Origin of the sequence: Marivirga arenosa, assembly GCF_030503875.2 — a bacterium.
Lineage (GTDB): Bacteria > Bacteroidota > Bacteroidia > Cytophagales > Cyclobacteriaceae > Marivirga > Marivirga arenosa.
Genome location: NZ_CP129968.2, coordinates 2,042,666 through 2,064,749 on the forward strand (window position 1 = coordinate 2,042,666; position 22,084 = coordinate 2,064,749).

The 22,084-nt window shown below is 33.3% G+C and carries 25 protein-coding genes and 1 tRNA gene; 11 read left to right on the plus strand and 15 right to left on the minus strand.

Features of this window, described 5'->3' with window-relative positions; translation table 11 throughout:
* Nucleotides 1–2: 2 nt before the first annotated feature.
* Complete coding sequence (locus QYS47_RS08760; protein ID WP_322345573.1) at nt 3–893, minus strand: mechanosensitive ion channel family protein; 891 nt, start codon at nt 891–893, stop codon at nt 3–5.
* A gap of 120 nt (nt 894–1,013) precedes the next feature.
* Nucleotides 1,014–2,234, minus strand: a complete 1,221-nt coding sequence (locus tag QYS47_RS08765) for an S-adenosylmethionine:tRNA ribosyltransferase-isomerase (protein WP_322345575.1) — start codon at nt 2,232–2,234, stop codon at nt 1,014–1,016.
* Between the two features lie 138 nt (nt 2,235–2,372).
* Here QYS47_RS08765 and QYS47_RS08770 point away from each other — a divergent pair, with 138 nt between their 5' ends.
* On the plus strand, nt 2,373–3,446 hold the full coding sequence (locus QYS47_RS08770; RefSeq protein WP_322345577.1) for an enolase C-terminal domain-like protein: 1,074 nt from the start codon (nt 2,373–2,375) through the stop codon (nt 3,444–3,446).
* An 18-nt stretch (nt 3,447–3,464) separates the two neighbouring features.
* Here QYS47_RS08770 and QYS47_RS08775 read toward each other — a convergent pair whose 3' ends face one another.
* Nucleotides 3,465–3,929: a DinB family protein gene (locus QYS47_RS08775; protein ID WP_322345578.1), complete on the minus strand. Its 465-nt coding sequence runs from the start codon at nt 3,927–3,929 to the stop codon at nt 3,465–3,467.
* 108 nt (nt 3,930–4,037) lie between these two features.
* Between QYS47_RS08775 and QYS47_RS08780 the strand changes: the two genes are divergently transcribed.
* Nucleotides 4,038–6,062, plus strand: coding sequence for an NADPH-dependent 2,4-dienoyl-CoA reductase (locus QYS47_RS08780; protein WP_322345579.1), 2,025 nt, complete (start codon nt 4,038–4,040; stop codon nt 6,060–6,062).
* 19 nt (nt 6,063–6,081) lie between these two features.
* Here the strand turns inward: QYS47_RS08780 and QYS47_RS08785 are convergent, their stop codons facing one another.
* The 8 genes from QYS47_RS08785 to QYS47_RS08820 form a co-directional block, all read right to left on the minus strand.
* A complete protein-coding gene (locus QYS47_RS08785) occupies nt 6,082–6,549 on the minus strand; it encodes a thioredoxin family protein (RefSeq protein ID WP_302125893.1) in 468 nt (155 codons plus the stop codon).
* Between the two features lie 20 nt (nt 6,550–6,569).
* The gene (locus QYS47_RS08790; protein ID WP_302125891.1) at nt 6,570–7,451 is read right to left on the minus strand and encodes a metal ABC transporter permease; all 882 of its coding nucleotides are present in this window, start codon (nt 7,449–7,451) and stop codon (nt 6,570–6,572) included.
* 37 nt (nt 7,452–7,488) lie between these two features.
* A complete protein-coding gene (gene azu / locus QYS47_RS08795; RefSeq protein ID WP_322345580.1) occupies nt 7,489–8,037 on the minus strand; it encodes an azurin in 549 nt (182 codons plus the stop codon).
* 67 nt (nt 8,038–8,104) lie between these two features.
* Complete coding sequence (locus QYS47_RS08800) at nt 8,105–9,397, minus strand: metal ABC transporter permease (protein ID WP_322345582.1); 1,293 nt, start codon at nt 9,395–9,397, stop codon at nt 8,105–8,107.
* Nucleotide 9,398: 1 nt separating this feature from the next.
* Complete coding sequence (locus QYS47_RS08805) at nt 9,399–10,184, minus strand: metal ABC transporter ATP-binding protein (RefSeq protein ID WP_308356938.1); 786 nt, start codon at nt 10,182–10,184, stop codon at nt 9,399–9,401.
* Entirely contained in the window at nt 10,184–11,125 is a 942-nt protein-coding gene (locus QYS47_RS08810; protein ID WP_322345585.1) for a metal ABC transporter solute-binding protein, Zn/Mn family, read from the minus strand. Before QYS47_RS08810 ends, QYS47_RS08805 begins: the two co-directional genes overlap by 1 nt.
* Nucleotides 11,106–11,768: a metal-dependent transcriptional regulator gene (locus QYS47_RS08815; RefSeq protein ID WP_322345587.1), complete on the minus strand. Its 663-nt coding sequence runs from the start codon at nt 11,766–11,768 to the stop codon at nt 11,106–11,108. Before QYS47_RS08815 ends, QYS47_RS08810 begins: the two co-directional genes overlap by 20 nt.
* Nucleotides 11,769–11,898: 130 nt before the next feature.
* Nucleotides 11,899–13,029: a glycosyltransferase gene (locus tag QYS47_RS08820; protein ID WP_322345589.1), complete on the minus strand. Its 1,131-nt coding sequence runs from the start codon at nt 13,027–13,029 to the stop codon at nt 11,899–11,901.
* A 22-nt stretch (nt 13,030–13,051) separates the two neighbouring features.
* Between QYS47_RS08820 and QYS47_RS08825 the strand changes: the two genes are divergently transcribed.
* The 3 genes from QYS47_RS08825 (at nt 13,052) to QYS47_RS08835 (ending at nt 15,435) form a co-directional block, all read left to right on the plus strand.
* Nucleotides 13,052–13,867, plus strand: a complete 816-nt coding sequence (locus QYS47_RS08825) for a 2,3,4,5-tetrahydropyridine-2,6-dicarboxylate N-succinyltransferase (RefSeq protein ID WP_302125874.1) — start codon at nt 13,052–13,054, stop codon at nt 13,865–13,867.
* 43 nt (nt 13,868–13,910) lie between these two features.
* Nucleotides 13,911–14,762: a DUF3108 domain-containing protein gene (locus QYS47_RS08830; RefSeq protein WP_308356934.1), complete on the plus strand. Its 852-nt coding sequence runs from the start codon at nt 13,911–13,913 to the stop codon at nt 14,760–14,762.
* 79 nt (nt 14,763–14,841) lie between these two features.
* Entirely contained in the window at nt 14,842–15,435 is a 594-nt protein-coding gene (locus QYS47_RS08835; protein ID WP_322345591.1) for a tetratricopeptide repeat protein, read from the plus strand.
* Nucleotides 15,436–15,611: 176 nt separating this feature from the next.
* Here the strand turns inward: QYS47_RS08835 and QYS47_RS08840 are convergent, their stop codons facing one another.
* From QYS47_RS08840 to QYS47_RS08850, 3 genes are all read right to left on the minus strand, one after another.
* Nucleotides 15,612–15,869, minus strand: coding sequence for a GIY-YIG nuclease family protein (locus QYS47_RS08840; RefSeq protein WP_302125869.1), 258 nt, complete (start codon nt 15,867–15,869; stop codon nt 15,612–15,614).
* Nucleotides 15,870–15,991: 122 nt separating this feature from the next.
* On the minus strand, nt 15,992–16,249 hold the full coding sequence (locus QYS47_RS08845; protein ID WP_322345594.1) for a GIY-YIG nuclease family protein: 258 nt from the start codon (nt 16,247–16,249) through the stop codon (nt 15,992–15,994).
* A 44-nt stretch (nt 16,250–16,293) separates the two neighbouring features.
* Nucleotides 16,294–16,367: transfer RNA gene (locus QYS47_RS08850), tRNA-Met, on the minus strand.
* 277 nt (nt 16,368–16,644) lie between these two features.
* Between QYS47_RS08850 and QYS47_RS08855 the strand changes: the two genes are divergently transcribed.
* The 5 genes from QYS47_RS08855 (at nt 16,645) to QYS47_RS08875 (ending at nt 20,096) form a co-directional block, all read left to right on the plus strand.
* A complete protein-coding gene (locus QYS47_RS08855; protein ID WP_302100269.1) occupies nt 16,645–17,034 on the plus strand; it encodes an START-like domain-containing protein in 390 nt (129 codons plus the stop codon).
* A 79-nt stretch (nt 17,035–17,113) separates the two neighbouring features.
* Nucleotides 17,114–17,794: a molecular chaperone DnaJ gene (locus QYS47_RS08860; protein WP_322345596.1), complete on the plus strand. Its 681-nt coding sequence runs from the start codon at nt 17,114–17,116 to the stop codon at nt 17,792–17,794.
* Between the two features lie 193 nt (nt 17,795–17,987).
* Nucleotides 17,988–18,380, plus strand: coding sequence for a hypothetical protein (locus QYS47_RS08865; protein ID WP_322345598.1), 393 nt, complete (start codon nt 17,988–17,990; stop codon nt 18,378–18,380).
* A gap of 52 nt (nt 18,381–18,432) precedes the next feature.
* A complete protein-coding gene (locus tag QYS47_RS08870; protein ID WP_322345600.1) occupies nt 18,433–19,458 on the plus strand; it encodes a YheT family hydrolase in 1,026 nt (341 codons plus the stop codon).
* On the plus strand, nt 19,458–20,096 hold the full coding sequence (locus QYS47_RS08875) for a hypothetical protein (RefSeq protein ID WP_308356928.1): 639 nt from the start codon (nt 19,458–19,460) through the stop codon (nt 20,094–20,096). The genes QYS47_RS08870 and QYS47_RS08875 overlap by 1 nt, the downstream gene beginning before the upstream one ends.
* Here QYS47_RS08875 and QYS47_RS08880 read toward each other — a convergent pair.
* Entirely contained in the window at nt 20,089–20,511 is a 423-nt protein-coding gene (locus tag QYS47_RS08880) for a nucleoside deaminase (protein WP_302100276.1), read from the minus strand. The genes QYS47_RS08875 and QYS47_RS08880 overlap by 8 nt on opposite strands.
* A gap of 80 nt (nt 20,512–20,591) precedes the next feature.
* On the opposite strand from QYS47_RS08880, the gene QYS47_RS08885 reads away from it, so the two are divergent.
* Nucleotides 20,592–22,061, plus strand: a complete 1,470-nt coding sequence (locus QYS47_RS08885) for a M20/M25/M40 family metallo-hydrolase (protein ID WP_322345603.1) — start codon at nt 20,592–20,594, stop codon at nt 22,059–22,061.
* Nucleotides 22,062–22,084: the final 23 nt, after the last annotated feature.

Consider the following 22,084-nt stretch of genomic DNA (forward strand, 5'->3'; position numbering starts at 1 on the left):
TATTATTTTATAGGTATTTTTTCTAAACCAGATCGAATATGTAAATCTCTTTGAGGAAAAGGGATTTCGATATTGTGTTCTCCAAATTTCTTGAATATTGCGTAATATAATCTGCTTTTTAATACACTTGGTCTTTGGATGTAATCAGAAGTCCATACTACCAGATTGAAGTCTAAAGAGCTATCCCCATAACCTGTAAACCACAAATCAGGTCCGGGATTATTAAGTACACCTACATCTTCTTTAGCAACTTCTAAAACCAATTTCTTAACAAATTCAGGGTCCTCATTATAAGATACACCGATTGGAAATTTAAAACGAACTCTTCTGTCGTTGTGACTCCAATTTATGACTTGGCTATTAATGAATTCTGAATTCGGAACAATAACCGAAATATTATCATTTGTAATCACTGTGGTGGACCGCATGGATATAGATTGCACATCGCCATTAATATCTCCCACCTCAATTCTGTCTCCAACTTTAATTGGTCTTTCAAATAATATGATGATTCCGGAAATAAAATTGTTGGTCACATTTTGCAAACCAAAACCAATACCAACCCCTAAGGCACCGGCTAGAAGACCTAAGGTACTTAGATCAAAGCCAGCAGATTGGAAAATAGTAATAAATCCAATTACGATGACTAAATATCGAAATATAGTACCTATTGAGTTTGTTACGCCAATATCTTTTATGTAGCGATTTAAAACTTTATTTACCAGTAGTTTACTTAATCTTTTAGAAATAAAAACTAGTAATACACTCGATATTATGATAAAAAGTAAGGTAAGTAAGGTGAAATCTGATCCTTTAATATCAAATATTACGATATTTAATAAGTCTGTAAATTTTCCCCAGAATTCTTTAAAGCCCATTTCAAATGCTTCCATAAATTATAATGATAAAACTATTGATATGAAAGTAATGGAAATGAGATATAATAGGAAAAATATTAAGGCTTTATTTAAATATAAATAAAAGTAAGTTCTATTACGGCTGTTTAATGCTTTCTAGGGTACCAACAATGAAGAGTCACCATAAGAAAGAAAACGATAATCATGATCTAAAGCAGCATCGTATACTTTTTTCCAATCATCCCCAATAAAAGCGGAAATTAATAGGATCAGAGTTGATTCCGGTTGATGAAAATTAGTAATTAATCCGTTTACCACTTGAAATTCGTAGCCAGGGAAGATAAATATTTCAGTATCTCCATGAATACTTTCAATATTTTCCTTTTCCATATGATTTAAGATAGCCCGGAAACTTTCCTTTCTAGATGGAAGATGATCAAAACCAATCTCGTAAGGATAAAGCTTTTTGATATTAAACTCTTTTTTTGATTCTTTTATTAATTGAATACCATACCAATAGGCACTTTCTAATGTTCTAATTGAGGTAGTACCTACTGCAATGATTTGATCTTCAGTACTCGCTAAAAATTCAATGGTTGACTTTTCCATTTGAATTTGCTCACAATGCATATCATGCTCAATCACATTATCTGTTTTAATGGGCTGAAAAGTTCCAGCTCCTACGTGAAGTGTAAGCTCATGAATATTATGTGATTTTTTTATTTGAGAGAGTATCTCATCAGTAAAATGTAAGCCTGCTGTAGGAGCAGCTACAGCACCTTCATTTTTTGAATAAACCGTTTGATATCTGGGCTTATCTTCCTCAGTAGCGGTTCTATTTAAATAGGGTGGAAGAGGGGTACTACCCATCATTTCAACAATTTCAACAAATGGAATATTATCATTATCCCATTCAAATTGTATGTAGTTTTCTTCATGATTATAATAAGAAGCAGAAACCTTAACTTTTCCATATTTTGTTTCGAAAAAGCGCTCTAATTGATCTTTTTCTTTCCATCTTTTTCTGTTTCCAATCATACAATACCATACACACTTTCCCTTTACGAGCATAGCTTGGGCAACTTCAGGAGTGGGCTCCACGGGTGATAACAGAAAGATTTCAACATTTGCCCCGCTTTGCTTTTTAAAATGAATGCGAGCAGGGATTACTTTCGTGTTGTTAAATATCAAACTACTTTTTTTAGGTAGTAATTCTGTAATGTTATAAAAATGTTGATGAGTTATTTTCCCATTTAGATAATGTAGTAGTTGAGAATGATCTCTTTTCTCCAGAGGAAACTTAGCGATTCTATCATCTGGTAAATCATATTTGAACTTTGATAAATCAATTTGTGAAGCCTTCTCTAATAAACTCATTTCTAATTATTATGCTGTATAACTGAATACTATAATGCTTGTCTTAAAACAGGAAGGCAAAGATAATAGTCAATTATTTCAAAATCATTTTATTTAGCAAACAAAAGCTTTATAAATTAGCAGAAATCAATTCTCCAAATGAAAATCACAAGCGCATCTATTCAGCATCATACTTTACAATTTAAGTTTGAGGCAGGTACTTCGAGAGGGAAACTTCAAGAGAAAGATACATGGTATTTAAAATTATATACTTCATCTGGGTTGGTCGGAGTAGGGGAAGCAGGACCACTGAAGGGTTTAAGTATAGAAAAGCTGGATGAAATGGAACCTGAGCTAGAAAGAGTTTCTAATGCTTTAATTGGACAAGATATTCCCACTAGCATAGAAGGAGTATTCGAGCTTGCAAAATCCATGTCTACTGAAAGTTTTCCTTCCATTCAGTTTGCCATAGAATCAGCTTTGTTGGACGCCATGAATGGTGGAAATAAGATGATTTTTAACACTGATTTCTTTAAAGGGACAGAAAGAATTCCCATAAATGGCTTGATCTGGATGGGATCAGAAGATTTCATGCAAAAACAAATTGAAGAAAAATTGAAAGCTGGTTTTAATTGCATTAAAATGAAGATTGGAGCCATTGATTTTGAAACAGAATATTCGTTACTACAATCTATTAGGAACCAATATTCAAAAGATGAAATCACCCTTAGAGTAGATGCTAATGGAGCTTTTAGTGATTCCGAAGCATTAGATAAGTTAAAGGAATTAGCTAAACTGGATTTACATTCTATTGAGCAACCTATAAAAGCAGGTCAACATTTGGAAATGACTAAATTATGCAGAGAAACTCCATTACCAATTGCCTTAGATGAAGAATTAATTGGCATAAATACTATAAAAGATAAAACGAGATTATTAGCCCAAATACAACCACAATACATCATCTTAAAACCTAGCTTGATAGGAGGTATTCAATCCACTTTAGAATGGATTGAAATAGCTGAATCTTTAAATATTGGTTGGTGGATGACCAGCATGCTTGAATCTAATATTGGATTGAATGCAATCTGTCAATTGGCATCTTATTTAAAAGTGAAGATGCCTCAGGGTTTGGGTACAGGTCAGTTGTATCATAATAATATTAACTCACCCATTACTATTGAAAAGGGAGAGACTTTCTATGACCGCTCTAAAGAATGGGGAAAGCTTTAAAACAAACAGTTTTTAGACTTATTTTCTAATAAGACACTGCTTCATGGTTTTAATAATACCTAAATGCATGCTTTCGTGTATATTGTTAAATTGTAAAGCATCATTAAAACTTTCTAATACAACCCCAAAGCTCGTTTCATATGCCTGATAATCATTGAATTTCACTTCTTTAATATCTTCAATTAATTGCTTATTGGCATTTTCTGCTATGATTTTAATAGCTTCTAGTTCAGCTAATGGATTTTCAATGGTTTGAGGAAAGCTGCCTTTTTTATATTGTTTTAGAAAATCTGTGGGTACCGTAAAATCCAAGCCAGACATACCATATATTAATACATTTTGTGTAGCTACTACATGGCCAAAATTCCATAGTATATTATTATTAAATCCTTCTGGAATTTTGACTAAAAGTTCGGCCTCAATATTTGCTAGGGCTTTGTCAAAATTATTTCTAATGGCTTTATGATTATCTATTACTTGCATTTTGTTCAAATTTGGGAGTGAAAATAGGGATAAAATCACGATATTTTGAGTGATTTCAAAAAGAATATATAAATTGCTATTTATTAGGCATGCATACTAAATAGACTTATGGCACACTCAACTTATCCTAACTTATTTGAACCACTAGACTTAGGTTTTACCCAATTGAAAAACAGAGTATTAATGGGATCCATGCATACAGGCTTGGAAGAAGCTAAGGACGGCTTTGATAAAATGGCTGCTTTTTATGCAGAAAGAGCAAAAGGTGGTGCAGGTTTGATAGTTACGGGGGGTGTTGCGCCAAATTGGCAAGGATGGTTAAAACCTTTTTCTATTCGAATGACTAAGAAGAGTCATGCTAAAAAGCATAAGGTCATTACGGATGCGGTTCATGCTGAAGGAGGTAAAATTTGTATGCAAATTCTTCATGCGGGAAGATACGGTTATCATCCCTTTAGTTTAGCACCTTCAAGAATCAAGGCTCCAATCAATCCTTTTAAGCCTTTTAAAATGTCTTCAAGAAGGATTAAAGCTACTATTAAGGATTATGCTAAATCAGCACACTTAGCTAAAGAAGCAGGATATGATGGAGTGGAAATCATGGGCTCAGAAGGCTATTTGATCAATCAATTTATCGTTAAGCATACTAATAAAAGAAATGATGAGTGGGGTGGTAGCTATGAAAATAGAATAAAATTCCCAATTGAGATTGTAAAGGCGGTAAGGGAAGCAGTAGGCTCTGATTTCATCCTTATTTTTAGACTTTCTATGCTGGACTTAATTCCTAATGGTAGCACCTGGGAAGAAATTGTTATGCTAGGAAAAGAATTAGAAAAAGCAGGTGTCAACATCATCAATACAGGTATTGGATGGCATGAAGCCCGAGTTCCAACTATTGTAACCAGTGTCCCTAGAGCAGCTTTTACTTGGGTAACAGAACGAATGAAAAAGGAAGTTGATATTCCTTTAATTACTACCAACAGAATTAATATGCCCCAAACGGCTGAGGAAATATTATCTAATGGACAAGCAGATATGGTTTCTATGGCTAGACCTTTCTTAGCAGACCCTGAAATTATCAATAAATCTGAACAGGGTAGGGAAGATGAGATCAATACTTGTATTGCTTGTAATCAAGCATGTTTGGACCATGTTTTTAAGAATATAACAAGTAGCTGTTTAGTAAACCCAAAGGCTTGTCATGAAACGGAACTTGTGGCTCAACCTTTACAGGAAGTTAAGAATTTAGCCGTAGTGGGAGCGGGACCTGCAGGATTAGCTTTTAGTACTGAAGCTGCAAAAAGAGGGCATAAAGTCACTTTATTTGATGCTTCTTCAGAGATTGGGGGTCAGTTTAATATGGCAAAACAAATTCCAGGAAAAGAAGAATTTTATGAAACACTTAGGTATTTTAAAAAGCAAATAGAGCTTACAAAGGTCGAATTAAAATTAAATACTAAAGTTTCAGCGGCAGATCTAAAGGATTATGATGAAGTAGTGATTGCTACTGGAGTTAGTCCAAGAGATCCGAAAATACCAGGTCAAGAAAATGAAAAAGTACTTTCTTACATTGAAGTATTAAAGGAGCACAAACCAGTAGGTGAAAAAGTCGCTATAATTGGTGCTGGAGGTATTGGTTTTGATGTTGCAGAATACTTAACTCATAATGAAGAAGAAAATAGGGATGATCTCCAAGCCTTCTTCAAGGAATGGGGAGTAGATATGGATTTTGAAACTAGAGGAGGGATAGAAGGGAAACCATTAGAAGTTGAGGCTCCTAGAAAAATTACAATGTTACAACGCTCAGAAGGTAAGATGGGTGCGAAATTGGGGAAAACTACTGGATGGGTTCACAGAAATTCTTTAAGAAACAGACAGGTTCAAATGATTACCAATGTGCAGTATGATAAGATCGATGATAAAGGCTTGTATATTACAAAGGATGGAAAACAAGAACTTATTGAAGTAGATAATATAATACTGTGTGCGGGGCAACTTCCGGATAAAAGTTTATTTAATTCTGTAGTAGAATCGGGTCAAAAAGCACACTTGATCGGAGGAGCTTTTGAAGCAGCTGAATTAGATGCTAAAAAAGCTATAAAACAGGCTACGAAACTAGCATTAGAGATATAATGCGAAAATTAGCCTGTAATTATTTCCAGGCTAATATTTTTTCTAAAGTGTCTTTAAATTTCTTAGCATTCTGATAGCCAGGAACAGGCTGGATAGTTTGAAAATCTTCTTTGATATATACGATTGTTGGATAACCTGTAACTCCCATTGATCTTGCGATCATTTGTTGAGTAGTGGTGTCTCCGTTCATAATAATTAGATCTCGATTTTCAGCATTTAATTTTACTGCATAAAACTTCTCATTAACAATATCCACTACTTCAGGATCAGTAAAGGTTTCTTTATCCATTTTTTTACACCATCCACACCAGTTAGTGTAAACATCAACAAAGATTTTTCTAGGCTCTTTTTGGTTTAGCTTATAAGCTTCAGTAATGCTTAACCATTCAATTTCTTTATTCTTATTTGTTCTTTTCTCTGGCTCAGATTGAAAAGCAAATAAACCTATAACTGATGTCAATAGAATTGCTAAAAAAGTATTTTTCATAAAATTGTATTTAAGCAAAGTTAAACTTGAATCGACTCAAAGTTTGTAACTTTTGTGACTTTCTTACTTTGAATCCTTATATAAACAAAAACTATCCCAAAAATAATTCCACAAACTGTAGCCATCGATCCTGCAATTGAAGCATTTAGCGCAACAGCCAGGTAATATCCGAAAAAAGCACTTAAAAAACCAATAAGACAGGTTAACCAAATCATAGTTTTCAACCTTTTACTGATCAGATAAGCAGTAGCAGCAGGAGCAATTAAAAAGGCAACTACAAGTATAGCACCCACTGATTCAAAAGAAGCTACCGTAGTGAAAGATACAAAAGCCATCAATAAATAATTCCAAAGCGTTGCGGATATCCCTAATGCCACAGCATATTCAGGATCAAATGAGGTGATTTTTAACTGTTTATAGCCTATTGTTACAAATAGAATGACAAATAATAGTACAGTCCCAATTAAATAAATAGCTTCTGGTCCTATGTCTCGACCAGAAGCTAATATAATAGTATCAAGCGGAACATAGGCAATTTCACCATATAAAACACATTCCTGATCTAAATCAACTTGGCCTGTAAAGGCTGAAATTAAAATTACGCCAATTGCAAATAACCATGTGAAAGTGACCCCAATAGAAGCATCCGTTTGCAGCTTTCCTTTTTTATGTAGGAATTCTATCAAAATAGTTGTAAGGACACCCAGAGTCCCAGCTCCCAGAAGCATGGTAACTGAGTCTCTACTTCCAGACCATAAAAAAGCCAATACAATACCTGGTAAAATTGCATGAGAAATAGCATCACCTACCATGGCCATTTTTCTTAATATAAGAAAGCAACCTAGTATTCCGCAAGCTATGGCTACTAATGTACCTGTTAATATGATATAAAAATCAGACATTTATTCAGTTTATAATGGCTATTTGTAGTCCTATAATTTATTCAACTATAAACTTACCCTGCATAATCATGGCATGCCCTGGGAAGGAACAGATAAAATCATAAGTTCCTTTTTCCGGAGCCTCAAAGGTGATAGTAGCTTCTTCACCACCGCCTAACATTTTTGTATTGGCAATTACTTGATCGGCTAAGCTTTCAGGAATGTAATCATTATCTTTAGCAGAAGATGCTTTTTGGCTAAATTGCATGATGCTGGCTTCAGGTTTTAATAAAACCCAATTATGCCCCATTTGATCTTTAGGTAATTGCCCCACATGCTTAAGTGTTAACTCTACTGTTGAACCTGCTTTAACGGTCATTTCATCCAAATTGTATTGCATTTGGTCATCAGCTTCGATTACAATTTTAATGATCTCTTCTTCCTCAGTCACTTCAGTCTTTTCTTTCTTTTCAGCTTCTTTCTGCATGATTTCTTTTGAAGTCATTTGGTTTTCATCTGATGAAGCTTGTTCTGTCTCTTGGTTTCCGCCACATGAAAGAAATAAAGAGACTGTTAAAATGCTAAGTGTAATTTTTAAGTAATTCATATTTTTAATTATTATTATTTATGTATAATTAAATCGATAGATCGAATTTAATGTTTTAAAACCAACCTTAATTGTATGGTATTTTCGAATTATGAGGGTCAACCTCAGGATACCCTAATTTTTCTTCTAATCTTTTTTCTAATTCTGGTGTAATTAGATGTTCTATGGTGTCTGCATCTTCATGTACATGATCAGGTGCAATTCTCAAATATTCAGTTAAATATAATTCCCATAGCCTGTGAAGCTTTACAAGTCTGGCAGCCTTTCTTTGGCCGTAATCAGATAGATAGTAACCTTTTGAGGTTTTGTTTAAATAGCCTTGTCTTTTTAAGCGAGCCAGAATTCTTTTCATTAATTTGATTGCGTAATATCTTTTCTCTCTTAACTTTTCAATTGATTTTGGTTCGCCAAAAGATTCTTCCTTTTCCGCAATTTGATGAAATGCTTTTAAAATATTTTCATCTTGAATTTGCCTTCTGTTTTTAGTCTGCTGCCAAAGTCTGGAGATGTAGCCTTTTTTAGGAGCAAACATTATTGATATTATAGCACTAATGGACAATACCATTACTACCCATGGGCCAGTTGGCATATTAGGGGCTATGTAGCTAATAAAAGCACCAGATACTCCTGAAAAGCCTCCAATAATGGCGGCTAATATCATGATTAAGGAAAGGCTCCCTGACCAATATTTGGCTGCAGCTGTAGGAGTAATCAGTAATGCTGCCATTAATACCACTCCAACTGCTTGAATTCCTGTCACTACGGCCAGTACGGTTAAAGAGCTTAATAAAAACTCAATCCATTTTACTGGTAGACCGATTGATTTTGCAAAATCTTTATCATAGGTAATTAGTTTTAATTCTTTATAAAAAAGTATAATCATTAAAATTAGTACAAGGCTAATGGCAGAGAAAATAATAACATCTTGAGCCAACATGCTAGCAGCTTTACCAAATAGAAATGAGTCTAATCCGGTTTGAGCGGCATTCCCGCTCTGCTGAATATAAGTGAGCAGCATAATCCCAACACCAAAAAAAACGGATAATATTAAACCTATAGCAGTATCCTCTTTGATTTTTGATTTTTTAGTAATGTAATCAACTGCTAATATCGATAACCATCCGGTGAAAAATGCTCCACTTATAAGTAATAAATAGTTTTTTGTGCCACTTAAAATAAAAGCTAAACAAACGCCAGGTAAAATAGAATGGGCAATGGCGTCACCAATCAAAGCTTTTTTTCTGAAAAAAGTAAATACTCCAACAATGGCAGCCGCAGCGCCCAATATGATGGTTCCTAATGATACGTAGATTACGTTAGCATCATTAAATTCAAAAAAGCTTATTGCGTTCTCCCACATATTATTCTCTGTTTGGAAATCTGTGTTTTTGTATCAAATCACTGATTTCAGTGAGTAGGGTTAATTTTCCACCATAGGTCTCTTGTAGTAATTCGGGAGTAAATGCTTCGTTAATCTTCCCTGAAGCCACCAACCTCATGTTTAATAAGATAATCCAATCAAAGTATTTAGCAACGGATTGAAGGTCATGATGAACTACAATAACAGTTTTGTTTTGAGCAGACATTTCACCTAGCAATTCAATGATAGCTTTTTCTGTTGCAGCATCTACACCCGCAAAAGGCTCATCCATAAAATATATATCAGCTTGCTGAGCCAGTGCTCTTGCAAGAAATACTCTTTGCTGCTGTCCGCCTGATAACTGAGATATTTGACGATCTTTAAATCCATCCATCCCTACTTTTCTCAAGCTATCCATCACAATTTCTTTATCTGCTTTTTTGGGTCTGTTGAATAAGCCTAGTTGCCCATATCTTCCCATCATTACAACCTCATAAACAGAAGTTGGGAAATCCCAGTCTACGCTTTCCCTTTGAGGTACATAGCTAATCTTGTGGCGCATTTCCTCCAAAGGCTTACCATTTATTTGGATGTAGCCACTATTGAGCGGTAGTAAACCCATAATGGCTTTTAATAAGGTAGATTTACCCGCTCCATTAGGTCCAATGATCCCTATGAGTTGACCTTCAGGTAAACTTAGGTCTACATCCCACAAAACAGGCTTTCGCTCATATGCCACTGAAAGATCATGTATTTCAATTATTGGATTATCAACTTGTCTGATCATTATTTGCTTTCTTTTGAGATTCTGGATAATCCTTCAACTATTTTTTCAACATTGGAATGAACCATTCCTAAATAAGTGCCTTCAAATGTTCCTTCTTCTCCCATAGCATCAGAGTATAAACTGCCGCCAATCACTACATCATGTCCTTTACTTTTGCAGCCTTCCAGCACTGCTTTTATAGCTTTTTCAGAAACAGAGGTTTCTGTAAATATGGCTGGGATTTCATTTTCGGTTATGAACTCTACTAAATTACTAACATCTCTAAGGCCAAATTCAGATAAAGTTGATATACCCTGAAGGCCACGCACCTCAATGTTATAAGCGCGCCCAAAATAAGCGAATGCATCATGAGCGGTTACTAATACTCTTTTACTATCGGGTATATCTTTAAGTTTTTGAGAAACAGCTTCATTTAAACTGTCCAAAGAGTGAATATATTGATCAGTATTTTTCTGGTAATAATTTTGATTGCTACTGTCATATTGGATCAATTTTTTACTCAAGAGGGTAGAGGCCTTTTTCCATAAATTAACATCAAACCATATGTGCGGATCGTATGCTCCTTGGAACTCAGTATTGTTAATAAATGATTCTTTATTTAACAACTCAGCCATGGCAATTACAGTTTTTCTATTTTTTAACTTTTCTAAGATTTCACCCATTTTGCCTTCAAGGAAAAGTCCGTTATAAATGATGATGTCAGCGGCTTGCAATTTTTTTAAATCACCTTGTGTAGCTTTATATAAATGAGGGTCTACACCGGGTCCCATTAAAGCTTCTATTTTTGCTTTGTCACCTATTATATTTTTGGCTGCATCCTTAATCATTCCGGTTGTACAAACAATGTAAGTTTGCTCATTTTTCTCGCTAGGCTGACTGCATGAAAAGGCTAAAAATATAAATGAAATTATGAGTGAATATTTAGTGAGTGACCAATACATTTTCTGCAACTTCTTTACTGATGAATAATTTATTTTTTCCGTCAACTAGAATTTCCATTGAGCCATCGAACTCAACTTTTTCAGTGACTTTAGTTTTCGCTCCTAAGTAAATCCCTATACGATCAAGATGTTGTAAAAACATTGAATTTGTATCTTTCACGGCTACTACAATTCCATCACCAGAGAGCTCAACTTCTGCAAGAGGTACTTGAGGTTTTTCTTTGAATAATCCATTTTCGTCTGGAATAGGATCTCCGTGTGGATCGAACTTTGGATGACCCAAAAATTCATCTAATCTTTGGATGAGTAGGGGGGATTTTATGTGCTCTAATTGCTCTGCAATTTCATGGACTTGGTCCCAATTGAACTTCAATTTTTCCACTAAAAATACTTCCCAAAGTCTATGTTTTCTTATGACTTGTAAAGCTGCAGTTTTACCTTTTTCTGATATTTTCACTCCCTGATATTTTCGGTAGACTACCATTTCTTTTTCTGACAGTCTTCTCAACATGTCAGAAACGGAGGCAGCTTTTGTTTCCATTTCTTCAGCAATCGCATTAGTGGTTACATCTTGCTCACCAGCATTAGAAAGGTGGTATACAGCTTTTAGGTAGTTCTCTTCAGCAAAACTTAATTTCTTCATTTATTAGCTATAATTTCATGCAAGGTAAAATAAAATTAGGGTAATCTAAAAATATTTTATATAAATTTATAACATTCGTTTTTAAAGGAATTAAAGGTGATTTTAACAGTGTTTAGATTTGTCTAAAAAATTATTTAGTTATTATTTTTTCAATGAAGTTCACTAATTTCTTTTCTTCAATTATCCATTCTATTTCTTTTCCTGGAGCTTGTACGTAAAAGCTTTTCTTATCTAATTGATCCTTTAGCTCATTTTTAGTTGGTGAGTTAAAATCAATAGAAACTGAAGCAGGGTATTGAGATAGGAAATTAGCCCAATTTGCATTCTTAGGTATAATCATAGGTATTCCTAATGCTATGCAATCATATATCTTTGTCGGGAATCTATCCTTTAAATTTGGGTTTAGTTGGTAGGGAAGCAGGGCCATATCCGCTTTCTTGCTTACTTCAATTATATCTTGTTGAGGTATTGGTTTATTTTCTATTCTGTCATTTATGAAGCTTAGGTTTTTAATTGAATTTTGAATCTTTTCAAGATATTGATTGTCAGCAGAATATCCAATAATATCTAAAGTGACATTGTAACTGTTTTTATTGAGGTATTTACAATACTCTATGCCTTCTAATGTACCATATTCTCTACCAAGTGTACCTGAAATTACTAAATTAATAGGATGGTTTGGAATGATATGTATTGGCTTGTATTCAGTTTTAACAGGTAATATGCTTTTGTTTAAAACTGTGATATAGTTTTGATTGTCAATAAATTCTAATTGCTTTTCATATACCTCTTCTGCCAATAGATAGCCGCTAGTGAAGTATTTACTAAGATTTTCTATAGTTGATAAATAGGTACTAATTAGCCGTTTTTTTATTGCAGAGTATAGAGTACTATATTTCACATTTAATTGATAATTCTCTTGTACATCATATATAATTTTAGTGCCAAATAATATTTTGATAATCATCATAACTGGCAGTAATTCAGGTGTGTTAACGATTATGAGTTTAGGTTTTAATTCAATGTATTTTTTCAGGACTTTTATAGGAGCAAAAAGTCTTGAAATTGAATTTCTTTTGAATTTAAAAAGTGGATGAAGTGAAATATTTTTCTCTTTGGCTTTCATTTTTGAATCAAAGCCTATGATATTTACTTCATATTTATTTGTTTGCGCAAGTGATTTTCCAATCTTATGGTAAGAGCGAACATCATCAGCCGGTTTTAAAACTGAAACAATAAGTATTTTTATTTTATCATCCACAGATTAAAGATATAAACAGAAAATGGAATTTAAAGAATTTATAGAAAAGGCATGGGACAACAGGGAGTTGTTAAAAGATAAGGACACACAAATTGCAGTTAAGACAATAGTAGAAGAATTAGACCATGGAAAAATCAGAGTTGCTGAACCTGATGGCAATGGTAATTGGACAGTAAATGAGTGGGTTAAAAAAGCAGTTATCTTATACTTCCCTCTTCAAAAAATGCAATCTATAAATGTTGGGCCTTTCGAATTCCATGATAAAATAAAACTTAAAAAAGGCTATGAAAAATTAGGCGTAAGGGTAGTGCCACATGCTATTGCTCGTTATGGTTCTTTTGTAAATGAAGGGGTTGTGATGATGCCATCTTATGTAAATATTGGAGCGTATGTTGATAGCGGAACAATGGTAGATACTTGGGCAACTGTTGGAAGTTGTGCTCAAATTGGTAAAAACGTTCACCTTAGTGGTGGTGTAGGAATAGGTGGGGTTTTGGAACCTGTTCAAGCAGCTCCTGTTATAGTAGAAGACAATGCTTTTATCGGTTCAAGATGTATAATTGTTGAAGGGGTTAGAATTGGAAAAGAAGCAGTGCTTGGAGCTAATGTTACCTTAACTGCTAGCTCAAAAATCATTGACGTTACCGGAGATAAACCAGTTGAATATACTGGATATGTTCCAGAGAGATCCGTGGTAATTCCTGGCTCTTTTACTAAGAAATTTCCAGCTGGAGAATACCAAGTTCCTTGTGCTTTAATAATTGGACAAAGAAAAGAAAGCACTGATAAGAAGACCTCTTTGAATGCGGCATTAAGAGAAAATAATGTAGCTGTTTAATCGTTAGTTTTACATTTGGCATTTTATTTGAGTAGGTGTTTATATGAAGAAGTTGATTTTATTTTGCTTTGTAAACTTTATAGTGTTTTCTGTTTTCAGTCAAAAAGGATATGAAGACCTATTTACAGAAATTCCAACAGAGGATTTTCCAGTTATAAAGGATATTCCTTTTGAGCCTGGAGAGGAAATTGAATATAAAATCTATTATAGTTTTTTTACTGTAGGTAAGGGCCAACTTAAAGTTCATAAAAACCCATATAAAATAAATAATAGAGCGGCATACAAAGTTGATGTTAGAGCCAAAACTACAGGTATGGTAGATTGGGTAGCGAAGATTGATGATCATTGGGGAGGTTACATAGATACCGCTTCATTAGTACCACACATGGCTTATCGAAATATAAAAGAAGGTAAGTATAGAAAAAATGAAGTGGTAAAATATGACCATAATTCTCAGATGTTAGAAATTAAAAGTATGGGTAGGAAAGATTCAGCTTTTAAAGAGCCTGAGTATTATCAATTTCCTCCTCAAATAAGAGATTTAATCAGTGGTTTCGCCTACTTTAGAGCTGTCAATTTTGATACATTAATGCCTAATGATACCATTACCATCCCTGCTTTTTTTGAGGATACTTTTTACAACTTAGAGATTGTTTATTTAGGAGATGAAACCATTGAATTACCCATTGGGAAAGTTAGAGCACATAAAGTAACTCCTGTAATGCCAGAGACTAAAATATTCGATGGGGAGAACTCAATATTAGGTTGGTTTTCTGCAGATAAAAATAAGATACCTTTAAAAATTAATGCTGAGCTTTATGTGGGTTCAGGAGGTCTAGAAATCACATCCTTTAGGAAAATAAAATATCCTATAAATTTCGATATGAGCAATTGACATTATAACTAATTGCTCATTTCTTAGATATTCCATTCATTTCAATTAATTTCGCAGTTTTAAAATTTTAAATCATATAATGAAGAATTTATCTTTCATATTATTATTCCTTTTAATTTTTACTTCTTGTAAAGATCAAGATGCTCTAGAAAAAGCAAATTCGTTTTATAATTCAGGAGAATATAAGAAAGCGATTAAGTTTTATAATGAGCATTTAGAAATGAAGCCTTCGCATGAAATTGCTACTTATAATAGAGGGCGAGCATACGAGGAATTAGGTGAGTTCCAGAAAGCGATATTGGATTATAAAAAAGTTATCGATATAAATCCTAGAAATGAAAATGCCTACTTGAGTTTGGGGAAGGATTATTACCGACAAAAAGATTTTGAGAATGCTGCTTTTCAGTTTGAAAAAGCATATAAACTCAATACTAACTCATCTCAAGCGGCAACATTACTTGCCAGAGCCTATCATAAGTCTGGAAAGGTAGAAAATGCAATGGAGTATTATGATATTGCTATTAACAATGATAACAAAAATGCCGAAGCGTATTTATATAGAGGGGCTTTGAAGATTCATTTAAATCAGTCTGGTGGATGTAATGATATTCAAATGGCAAAAAATATAGGGTATGATGGCGCAGAGGATTTATATAATAAGTATTGTAATTAAGTCAGTCTTAAAATAAAATTAATAAAAAAGGGTAGTGATGTCACTACCTTTTTTTTGACACATCAACCAAAAAAGCAACCGAAGTTGCCTTAAAATAGTAGCGAGGAGCAGATTTGAACTGCCGTCCGCTAGCTAGCGGATAGGAATCCTGCGCTCATTTTAATCAACTATAGCGATTAGATTTTATGTTTTTCTTTTACTAGGTTCCAAATAAACTCTCTTCCTTTAGCGGATTTAAGTTGTTTCTCTCTTTTCAAAGCATCACTTTTAGATAAAAATTGTTCAGTATATAGAATATCCCAGGGTCTGTACTTTTTAGTGTAGCCTTTGTTGGAATAGATATTATGGCTATCTATTCTATTTTTAAGATCAGAGGTATAGCCGATGTAAATTTTTTTATGGTTAGGGCTATATAGGACATATACATCAAACATGATTCAATATAACAAAAAAGGCAACCGAAGTTGCCTTAAAATAGTAGCGAGGAGCAGATTTGAACTGCCGTCCGCTAGCTAGCGGATAGGAATCCTGCGCTCATTTTAATCAACTACAGCGATTAGACTTTGTGTTTTTCTTTTACTAGGTTCCAAATAAACTCTCTTCCTTTAGCGGATTTAAGTTGTTTCTCTCTTTTCAAAGCATCACTTTTAGATAAAAATTGTTCAGTATATAGAATATCCCAGGGTCTGTACTTTTTAGTGTAGCCTTTGTTGGAATAGATATTATGGCTATCTATTCTACTTTTAAGATCAGAGGTATACCCGATGTAAATTTTTTTATGGTTAGGGCTATATAGGACATATACATCAAACATGATTCAATATAACAAAAAAGGCAACCGAAGTTGCCTTAAAATAGTAGCGAGGAGCAGATTTGAACTGCCGACCTCAGGGTTATGAATCCTGCGCTCTAACCAACTGAGCTACCTCGCCAAATATTTTCATTAAATTAATCTCACTTTCTTAGAAGCGAAGTAGATTTGAACTGCCGTCCGCTAGCTAGCGGATATGAATCCTGCGCTCTAACCAACTTAGCTACCTCTCCAATTAAATTTAATACCTGTTTAAATCCTTTTGATTTATCCCTTGTCCGAAATGGAGTGCAAACATAATGAATTATGATTTCAAAATCCAAAAAAAAATTGAAAAAGAATTTATTGTGATATATCATTTTTAATCATAACTTATCAACATCAAAAACTTAAGGAACATGGCTTTGAAAAAATTTACAGGTGATTTCGAAATAAACGCATCTAAGAAGATGCTATACCCCTATATAAGTTCAGCAAGTGGGCTAGCGCAATGGTTTGCAGATGATGTAAATATTAATGAGGATAAAGAGTATAACTTTATATATGATGAAGAAGATCACCGTGCGATAATGGTGGGGCATCGTTTAAATCAGTATGTAAAATTTGAGTTTCCTGATGAAGGGGAGGAAGATGATCCTGCTTATATAGAAATACATTTAGATGAAAATGAATTGACACAATCAATGTATATGAAAGTGGTTGATTATTCGGATTTTGAAGATGATGAGGAGCAATATGACGTATGGGAAGGACTTATCAATAATTTAAAAGAAATAGTTGGGGGTTAATTTTTAGGGTCTAGAATGAATCTTTCTTAATTTTGGACGTTATAAAATCATTCAATAACCTAGTTTCATAATTTTTATAATGAGGTATCTTTTTATATTCATTTTTACACTCTCCTTGTTTTTAAAGGTCAATTTAGTTTATTCTCAAAATCAGTCAGAATCCCTTAATTTTTATTACGAAAATGCTCAAAAAGCAATGAATAGTGGTGATTATGAAGAAGCCAATATTCAGTTCCGTAAAATTTTAAAATTAGGTGTTAAGCTTCCCTCAGAAATGCCCTACCTTTTTGCCAAAACTTTATATGAAGTAGGACAATACCAAAATAGCCAAAGTTTCTTAGAGAAATATTTTGAGATAATGGGTAAAGCAGGAACCTATTATGAAAATGCTGAGCAACTAAAAGAACTTTTGAAGTTGCAATTAAATAAAAGTCTAAGTTGTCAGTATTGTGATTTAAGTGGGTACAGGCTTGAAGAGTGTTCAACATGTAATCGAGAAAAACAACTACTTAAAAAGTGTGATTATTGTGCAGCAAAAGGAAAAGTAGGTTGTACAGCTTGCAGTGGCGATGGTGTTTTGATTCAATTAGGTGCTATGGGGAATCGTAGTTATAAAACGTGTTACCAATGCAAAGGAAAGGGAATAAATATTTGTCCAGTTTGTGAAGGGGAAAAAGAACTTTACACGTATTGTCCAAATTGCTTAGGGAGCGGGCATACCAGTACGAGCATCTTGTGTAACCACACTGAAGTAAATTAAAAATTATACAGTTTAAATTTTTCAAATCAGGCCTATAAGATGCTTTTTATTTGGATCTTGCTAGACTATATGTGAAATTCAATTTTAATTTGCACTTATTGAATAATAATAGGTTTAAATGTTTCTATTTTAATAAATTATTTACTTTATTGGTGAATTATTTGAACTCAAACTTATTCAAAATTTATTCACTATGTCCTATTGCAAAGTAATTGACTATAAAGATGTCAAAATAGTATACACTGATATTGAAAATTGTGATGGAGCAGATGCTATACCTGCATTTGATTCAGTTCAGAAGTTAGTTGCTCAGTTTCCAGAAAAATCAGTTTTATCTTGCGTAAATGCTACTAATGCAAGGTTCAATAAAGATTTACTATCTAAAATTAAGGAAACTGTAAAGAAAAATAATCCAAAAGTAAAAGTAACGGTTGTTTGTGGTTTAAGTAAGTTGTCTACTTTAATTTTAAATTCAATTATAACAGCAACTGGAAGAAAAATGAAATTATTTGATTCTGTAGAGGACGGTAAAGAATGGCTTTATCAATATGAAATGAAAAGCAGAAATCATGCTGAATCGGCCTAATTATAAGATTCAAAATTATTTATAACCTGATTGAAAACAATCAGGTTTTTTTATGTTTAGTAATATCAGAGAAAACAGTTTATTATCTTCATGTTTTGATAATAATATAAGAATGCCCATAATTCAAAATAATAAATATAAGCCCCCATTTTACCTGTTCAATCAGCATGTAGAAACTATTGTTCCCAGTGCTTTACGAAAAGTTAAAGGAGTAAATTATAGGCGGGAACGAATTGAAACCCGTGATGATGACTTTTTGGATATTGACTGGATTCAAAACGACAATTCCAGATTAATAATAGCCTCACATGGGCTAGAAGGGAGTTCTGATAGGCCTTATATTTTAGGAATTGCTAAACTATTTAGTCAAAATAATTGGGATGTATTAGCCTGGAATTGTAGAAGCTGTAGTGGAGAAATGAATAAAAAGGAATTTCTTTATCATCATGGCTTTACGCAAGATGTAGAAGAAGTGGTTCAAAAGGCCAGATTTCATAATTATAAAGAAATTGTTTTGATTGGCTTTAGTATGGGAGGAAGTCTGACCTTAAAATATGTAGGTGAAAATTCTAATAATCTTTATCCAGAGATAAAGGCTGCGATGGCGGTGAGTGTTCCATGCAATTTGTCGAGCAGCTCAAAAATGCTTGCTCTGAAAAAGAATAAGTTCTATCAAAACCGCTTCATGCGAAAACTAGATTTGAAACTGAGAGCTAAGAATGAACAGTTTCCAGGCCTTTTAGAAATTAAACCCTGGAAAGATTTTAATAGCTTTCATGAATTTGATACACATTATAGTGCAAAAATATTCGGCTTTAAGGATGCCCAAGATTTTTATGATAACGTTCAATGCTATCCATATTTAAAGGATATTAATATTCCAACTTTAATCTTAAATGCACTAAATGATCCTATGCTAACAGGAGATTGCTATCCTAAAAATATAGCAGAACAAAATCAAAATATTTCTCTGGAGTTGACAAAATATGGTGGTCATGTTGGTTTTCTACAGAAGAAATCGCCATACACTTATGCAGAAGAACGAGCATTTGAATTTTTCAATAAAAAGGTAAGCTAATGAATGAACTAGTTTTTCAAAGATTAGAGAATTTTTTAAATGATTTTCATTATGAAAAACTGAACGGATTTGATTTATTTCAACAAGAATCAAAAGGTATTAAAAAGTGTGTTATTGTAAACTGCACTCCTTATAATGATGGTTTTATGTTGGAACTACAATTGGGTATTATTATTAAACAGATAGAGCAGTATATTTTATCTTTTAATAATCAATCATCTGAGAAGCTAACTTTAACTTATTGGGAAAGTCTTTATAATGTCGGTGAATTAGGTACAAAAAGGCACTTTATACAAAATTTCGTAGAGTTAGATAAAGTGCTGCATGAGCTAGAAAATGCTTTAATTAAAAGTGGATTTTCATGGCTTGATAACTATTCTAATCTCAATCAAATATCAAATTATTTAAAAGATATTATTTTTAGAAGTATACAAAAGCCTATTAACTTTCTTAAAATTTGCCAAAGAAGCTATTTGTTGAGATTGATGCTAAAGGAAAAACTCTGCGATTCTGATTTTTATGAATACTATGAAAATATGCAATCAAGAAGATTGCCTGATCATCAATTGGAAGAATTTTTAAGTTTTAAGAACTATATCGACAATAATTATAATTCCATTTCAGAGGACATTAATTAGAATCAAATAATTTTTGACATTCTTCTTCAAGAACTCCTCCTGAAATAATAGGGGCATACCAAGCTTCAGCAGCAACCGCTTTAGATCGTATATTAATTTGCTTTCCATAATTCGCAGCAGTTGGAATATCACATCCGTAAATCACTTCACCAATTCCAGCCCAAATTATCGCTGACATACACATAGGGCAAGGCTCCACAGTAGTAATTAAGGTTAATTCTTCTGCTCTGTCATAATCTAATTGTTTCATTTTTTGAATAGCATTGATTTCTGCATGCGCAACTGCTCCATCGTGAATAGTAGTATTATAAGCACTCACGTGCTGTCCTTCAGGATCAACTATAATAGCTCCATATGGAGTTTTACTTTCTTTAGCGAGATCAATTGCCATTTTCATCCAAAATTCAATATCCATAGTATTTGTTTCTGTTGTATGACTTTAATTACAGTATTCTAATAAGTTTTGCTTAAATTCAATTTTCAAAATATTAACATATGAAAAACCTAAAAATAACAGCAAATCTTTTACTTATTAACTTAGTGCTTATTGCATTTACATCCTGCCAGAAGAATCAAAAAGAGGAGGAAAATGTTTTGGCTTCTATTAACAATGAAGTTAAGCAAAATAGTAAAGCATATTCTAATCTTCAGACTATTACTTCTGAAATTGGTCATAGATTGACGGGTTCAGAAAATGGTAAAGAAGCAGAGCAATATACCTATGATCTATTGAAATCATATGGATATGATCAAGTTGAATTCCATGAATTTGAAGTGGAAGCTTGGGCCAGAGATACTGTTCATCTTGAAATAAATGATGAGGAAATTGAAGAGGTGGTATCATTAGGTCATTCACCGGTTTCAGCTGATTCAGAATTTGAATTGATTGATGTCAATAATGGTTTAAGAGCTGATTTTGACAGTTTGAAGGATGAAGTGAAAGGCAAAATTGCTTTAGTGTACATTGGGATTTTAGATGGAAGCCCTGAAGGATTGAAAAATATTCATAGATCAGAAAAAACAGCTTTAGCTATTGAGTATGGAGCAGAAGGAATTATTATTATAAATCAAGTTCCTGGTGGTGTTTTATTAACAGGGACAGCGTCTGTTACAGGGAGTTTAATTGATATTCCTGCTGTTTGTATTAGTTATGAAAAGGGGATGGAGTTGAAAAAACAACTTGCAGAAGGTGAAGAGTTGGTTGCTCATATTCAAATGAGCAATAAAAGTGAGGTAATTAAATCTAGAAATGTAATTGCTACTTTACCTGCGAAAGATAAATCAGATGAAGATATTATAATTGGGGGTCATTTAGACAGTTGGGATTTATCAACGGGAGCAATTGACAACGGAATTGGTATTGCTGCAATTTTAGATATAGCGCGTACCTACAAAGCTTTAAACCTTGAGCCGAAAAGAAATATAAAATTCGTAATGTTCATGGGGGAAGAGCAAGGGCTATTAGGTTCAAAACAAATGGTTAAAATGCTAAATGAAAACGATGGTTTAGAGAATGTAGCATACATGATGAACATTGATATGAGTGGAAATCCTAAAGGTTATAATGCATCTGGTAGAGATCAGATGGTGTCTATTTATGATAAAATAGGAAAGGATATTAAAGCAGTTGATTCAACCTATGAAAATGAAAATACAAGCAAAGCTGGGCTTCATTCTGATCATCAGTCATTTATGATGGAAGGTGTTCCAGTTGTTGGTTTAGTAGGCAATCTAGAAAGAAAAGTATACAGCTATTATCATTCCAATGGAGATGACTTTTCATTGGTAAATAAGGAACATCTTGAGAACACCGTACGTTTCTCAGCTATGTTCTTATGGGAATTAGCAAATTTAGATGAAATCCCGGCTAAGAAATTAAACTTTGAGCAAACGAAGCAATTCTTAATCGATCAAGGTTTAAAAGAAGAGTTAGAATTAGGTAATGAATGGAAGTGGGGAGAATAATAAATTAATAAACAATTAACCAA

What these genes read in the sequence shown, in the direction of transcription:
- QYS47_RS08760 (WP_322345573.1), bottom strand. Translation starts at nt 893, where the DNA reads ATGGAAGCATTTGAAATGGGCTTTAAAGAATTCTGGGGAAAATTTACA.
- QYS47_RS08765 (WP_322345575.1), bottom strand. Translation starts at nt 2,234, where the DNA reads ATGAGTTTATTAGAGAAGGCTTCACAAATTGATTTATCAAAGTTCAAA.
- QYS47_RS08770 (WP_322345577.1), top strand. Translation starts at nt 2,373, where the DNA reads ATGAAAATCACAAGCGCATCTATTCAGCATCATACTTTACAATTTAAG.
- QYS47_RS08775 (WP_322345578.1), bottom strand. Translation starts at nt 3,929, where the DNA reads ATGCAAGTAATAGATAATCATAAAGCCATTAGAAATAATTTTGACAAA.
- QYS47_RS08780 (WP_322345579.1), top strand. Translation starts at nt 4,038, where the DNA reads ATGGCACACTCAACTTATCCTAACTTATTTGAACCACTAGACTTAGGT.
- QYS47_RS08785 (WP_302125893.1), bottom strand. Translation starts at nt 6,549, where the DNA reads ATGAAAAATACTTTTTTAGCAATTCTATTGACATCAGTTATAGGTTTA.
- QYS47_RS08790 (WP_302125891.1), bottom strand. Translation starts at nt 7,451, where the DNA reads ATGTCTGATTTTTATATCATATTAACAGGTACATTAGTAGCCATAGCT.
- azu (WP_322345580.1), bottom strand. Translation starts at nt 8,037, where the DNA reads ATGAATTACTTAAAAATTACACTTAGCATTTTAACAGTCTCTTTATTT.
- QYS47_RS08800 (WP_322345582.1), bottom strand. Translation starts at nt 9,397, where the DNA reads ATGTGGGAGAACGCAATAAGCTTTTTTGAATTTAATGATGCTAACGTA.
- QYS47_RS08805 (WP_308356938.1), bottom strand. Translation starts at nt 10,184, where the DNA reads ATGATCAGACAAGTTGATAATCCAATAATTGAAATACATGATCTTTCA.
- QYS47_RS08810 (WP_322345585.1), bottom strand. Translation starts at nt 11,125, where the DNA reads ATGTATTGGTCACTCACTAAATATTCACTCATAATTTCATTTATATTT.
- QYS47_RS08815 (WP_322345587.1), bottom strand. Translation starts at nt 11,768, where the DNA reads ATGAAGAAATTAAGTTTTGCTGAAGAGAACTACCTAAAAGCTGTATAC.
- QYS47_RS08825 (WP_302125874.1), top strand. Translation starts at nt 13,052, where the DNA reads ATGGAATTTAAAGAATTTATAGAAAAGGCATGGGACAACAGGGAGTTG.
- QYS47_RS08830 (WP_308356934.1), top strand. Translation starts at nt 13,911, where the DNA reads ATGAAGAAGTTGATTTTATTTTGCTTTGTAAACTTTATAGTGTTTTCT.
- QYS47_RS08835 (WP_322345591.1), top strand. Translation starts at nt 14,842, where the DNA reads ATGAAGAATTTATCTTTCATATTATTATTCCTTTTAATTTTTACTTCT.
- QYS47_RS08840 (WP_302125869.1), bottom strand. Translation starts at nt 15,869, where the DNA reads ATGTTTGATGTATATGTCCTATATAGCCCTAACCATAAAAAAATTTAC.
- QYS47_RS08845 (WP_322345594.1), bottom strand. Translation starts at nt 16,249, where the DNA reads ATGTTTGATGTATATGTCCTATATAGCCCTAACCATAAAAAAATTTAC.
- QYS47_RS08855 (WP_302100269.1), top strand. Translation starts at nt 16,645, where the DNA reads ATGGCTTTGAAAAAATTTACAGGTGATTTCGAAATAAACGCATCTAAG.
- QYS47_RS08860 (WP_322345596.1), top strand. Translation starts at nt 17,114, where the DNA reads ATGAGGTATCTTTTTATATTCATTTTTACACTCTCCTTGTTTTTAAAG.
- QYS47_RS08865 (WP_322345598.1), top strand. Translation starts at nt 17,988, where the DNA reads ATGTCCTATTGCAAAGTAATTGACTATAAAGATGTCAAAATAGTATAC.
- QYS47_RS08870 (WP_322345600.1), top strand. Translation starts at nt 18,433, where the DNA reads ATGTTTAGTAATATCAGAGAAAACAGTTTATTATCTTCATGTTTTGAT.
- QYS47_RS08875 (WP_308356928.1), top strand. Translation starts at nt 19,458, where the DNA reads ATGAATGAACTAGTTTTTCAAAGATTAGAGAATTTTTTAAATGATTTT.
- QYS47_RS08880 (WP_302100276.1), bottom strand. Translation starts at nt 20,511, where the DNA reads ATGGATATTGAATTTTGGATGAAAATGGCAATTGATCTCGCTAAAGAA.
- QYS47_RS08885 (WP_322345603.1), top strand. Translation starts at nt 20,592, where the DNA reads ATGAAAAACCTAAAAATAACAGCAAATCTTTTACTTATTAACTTAGTG.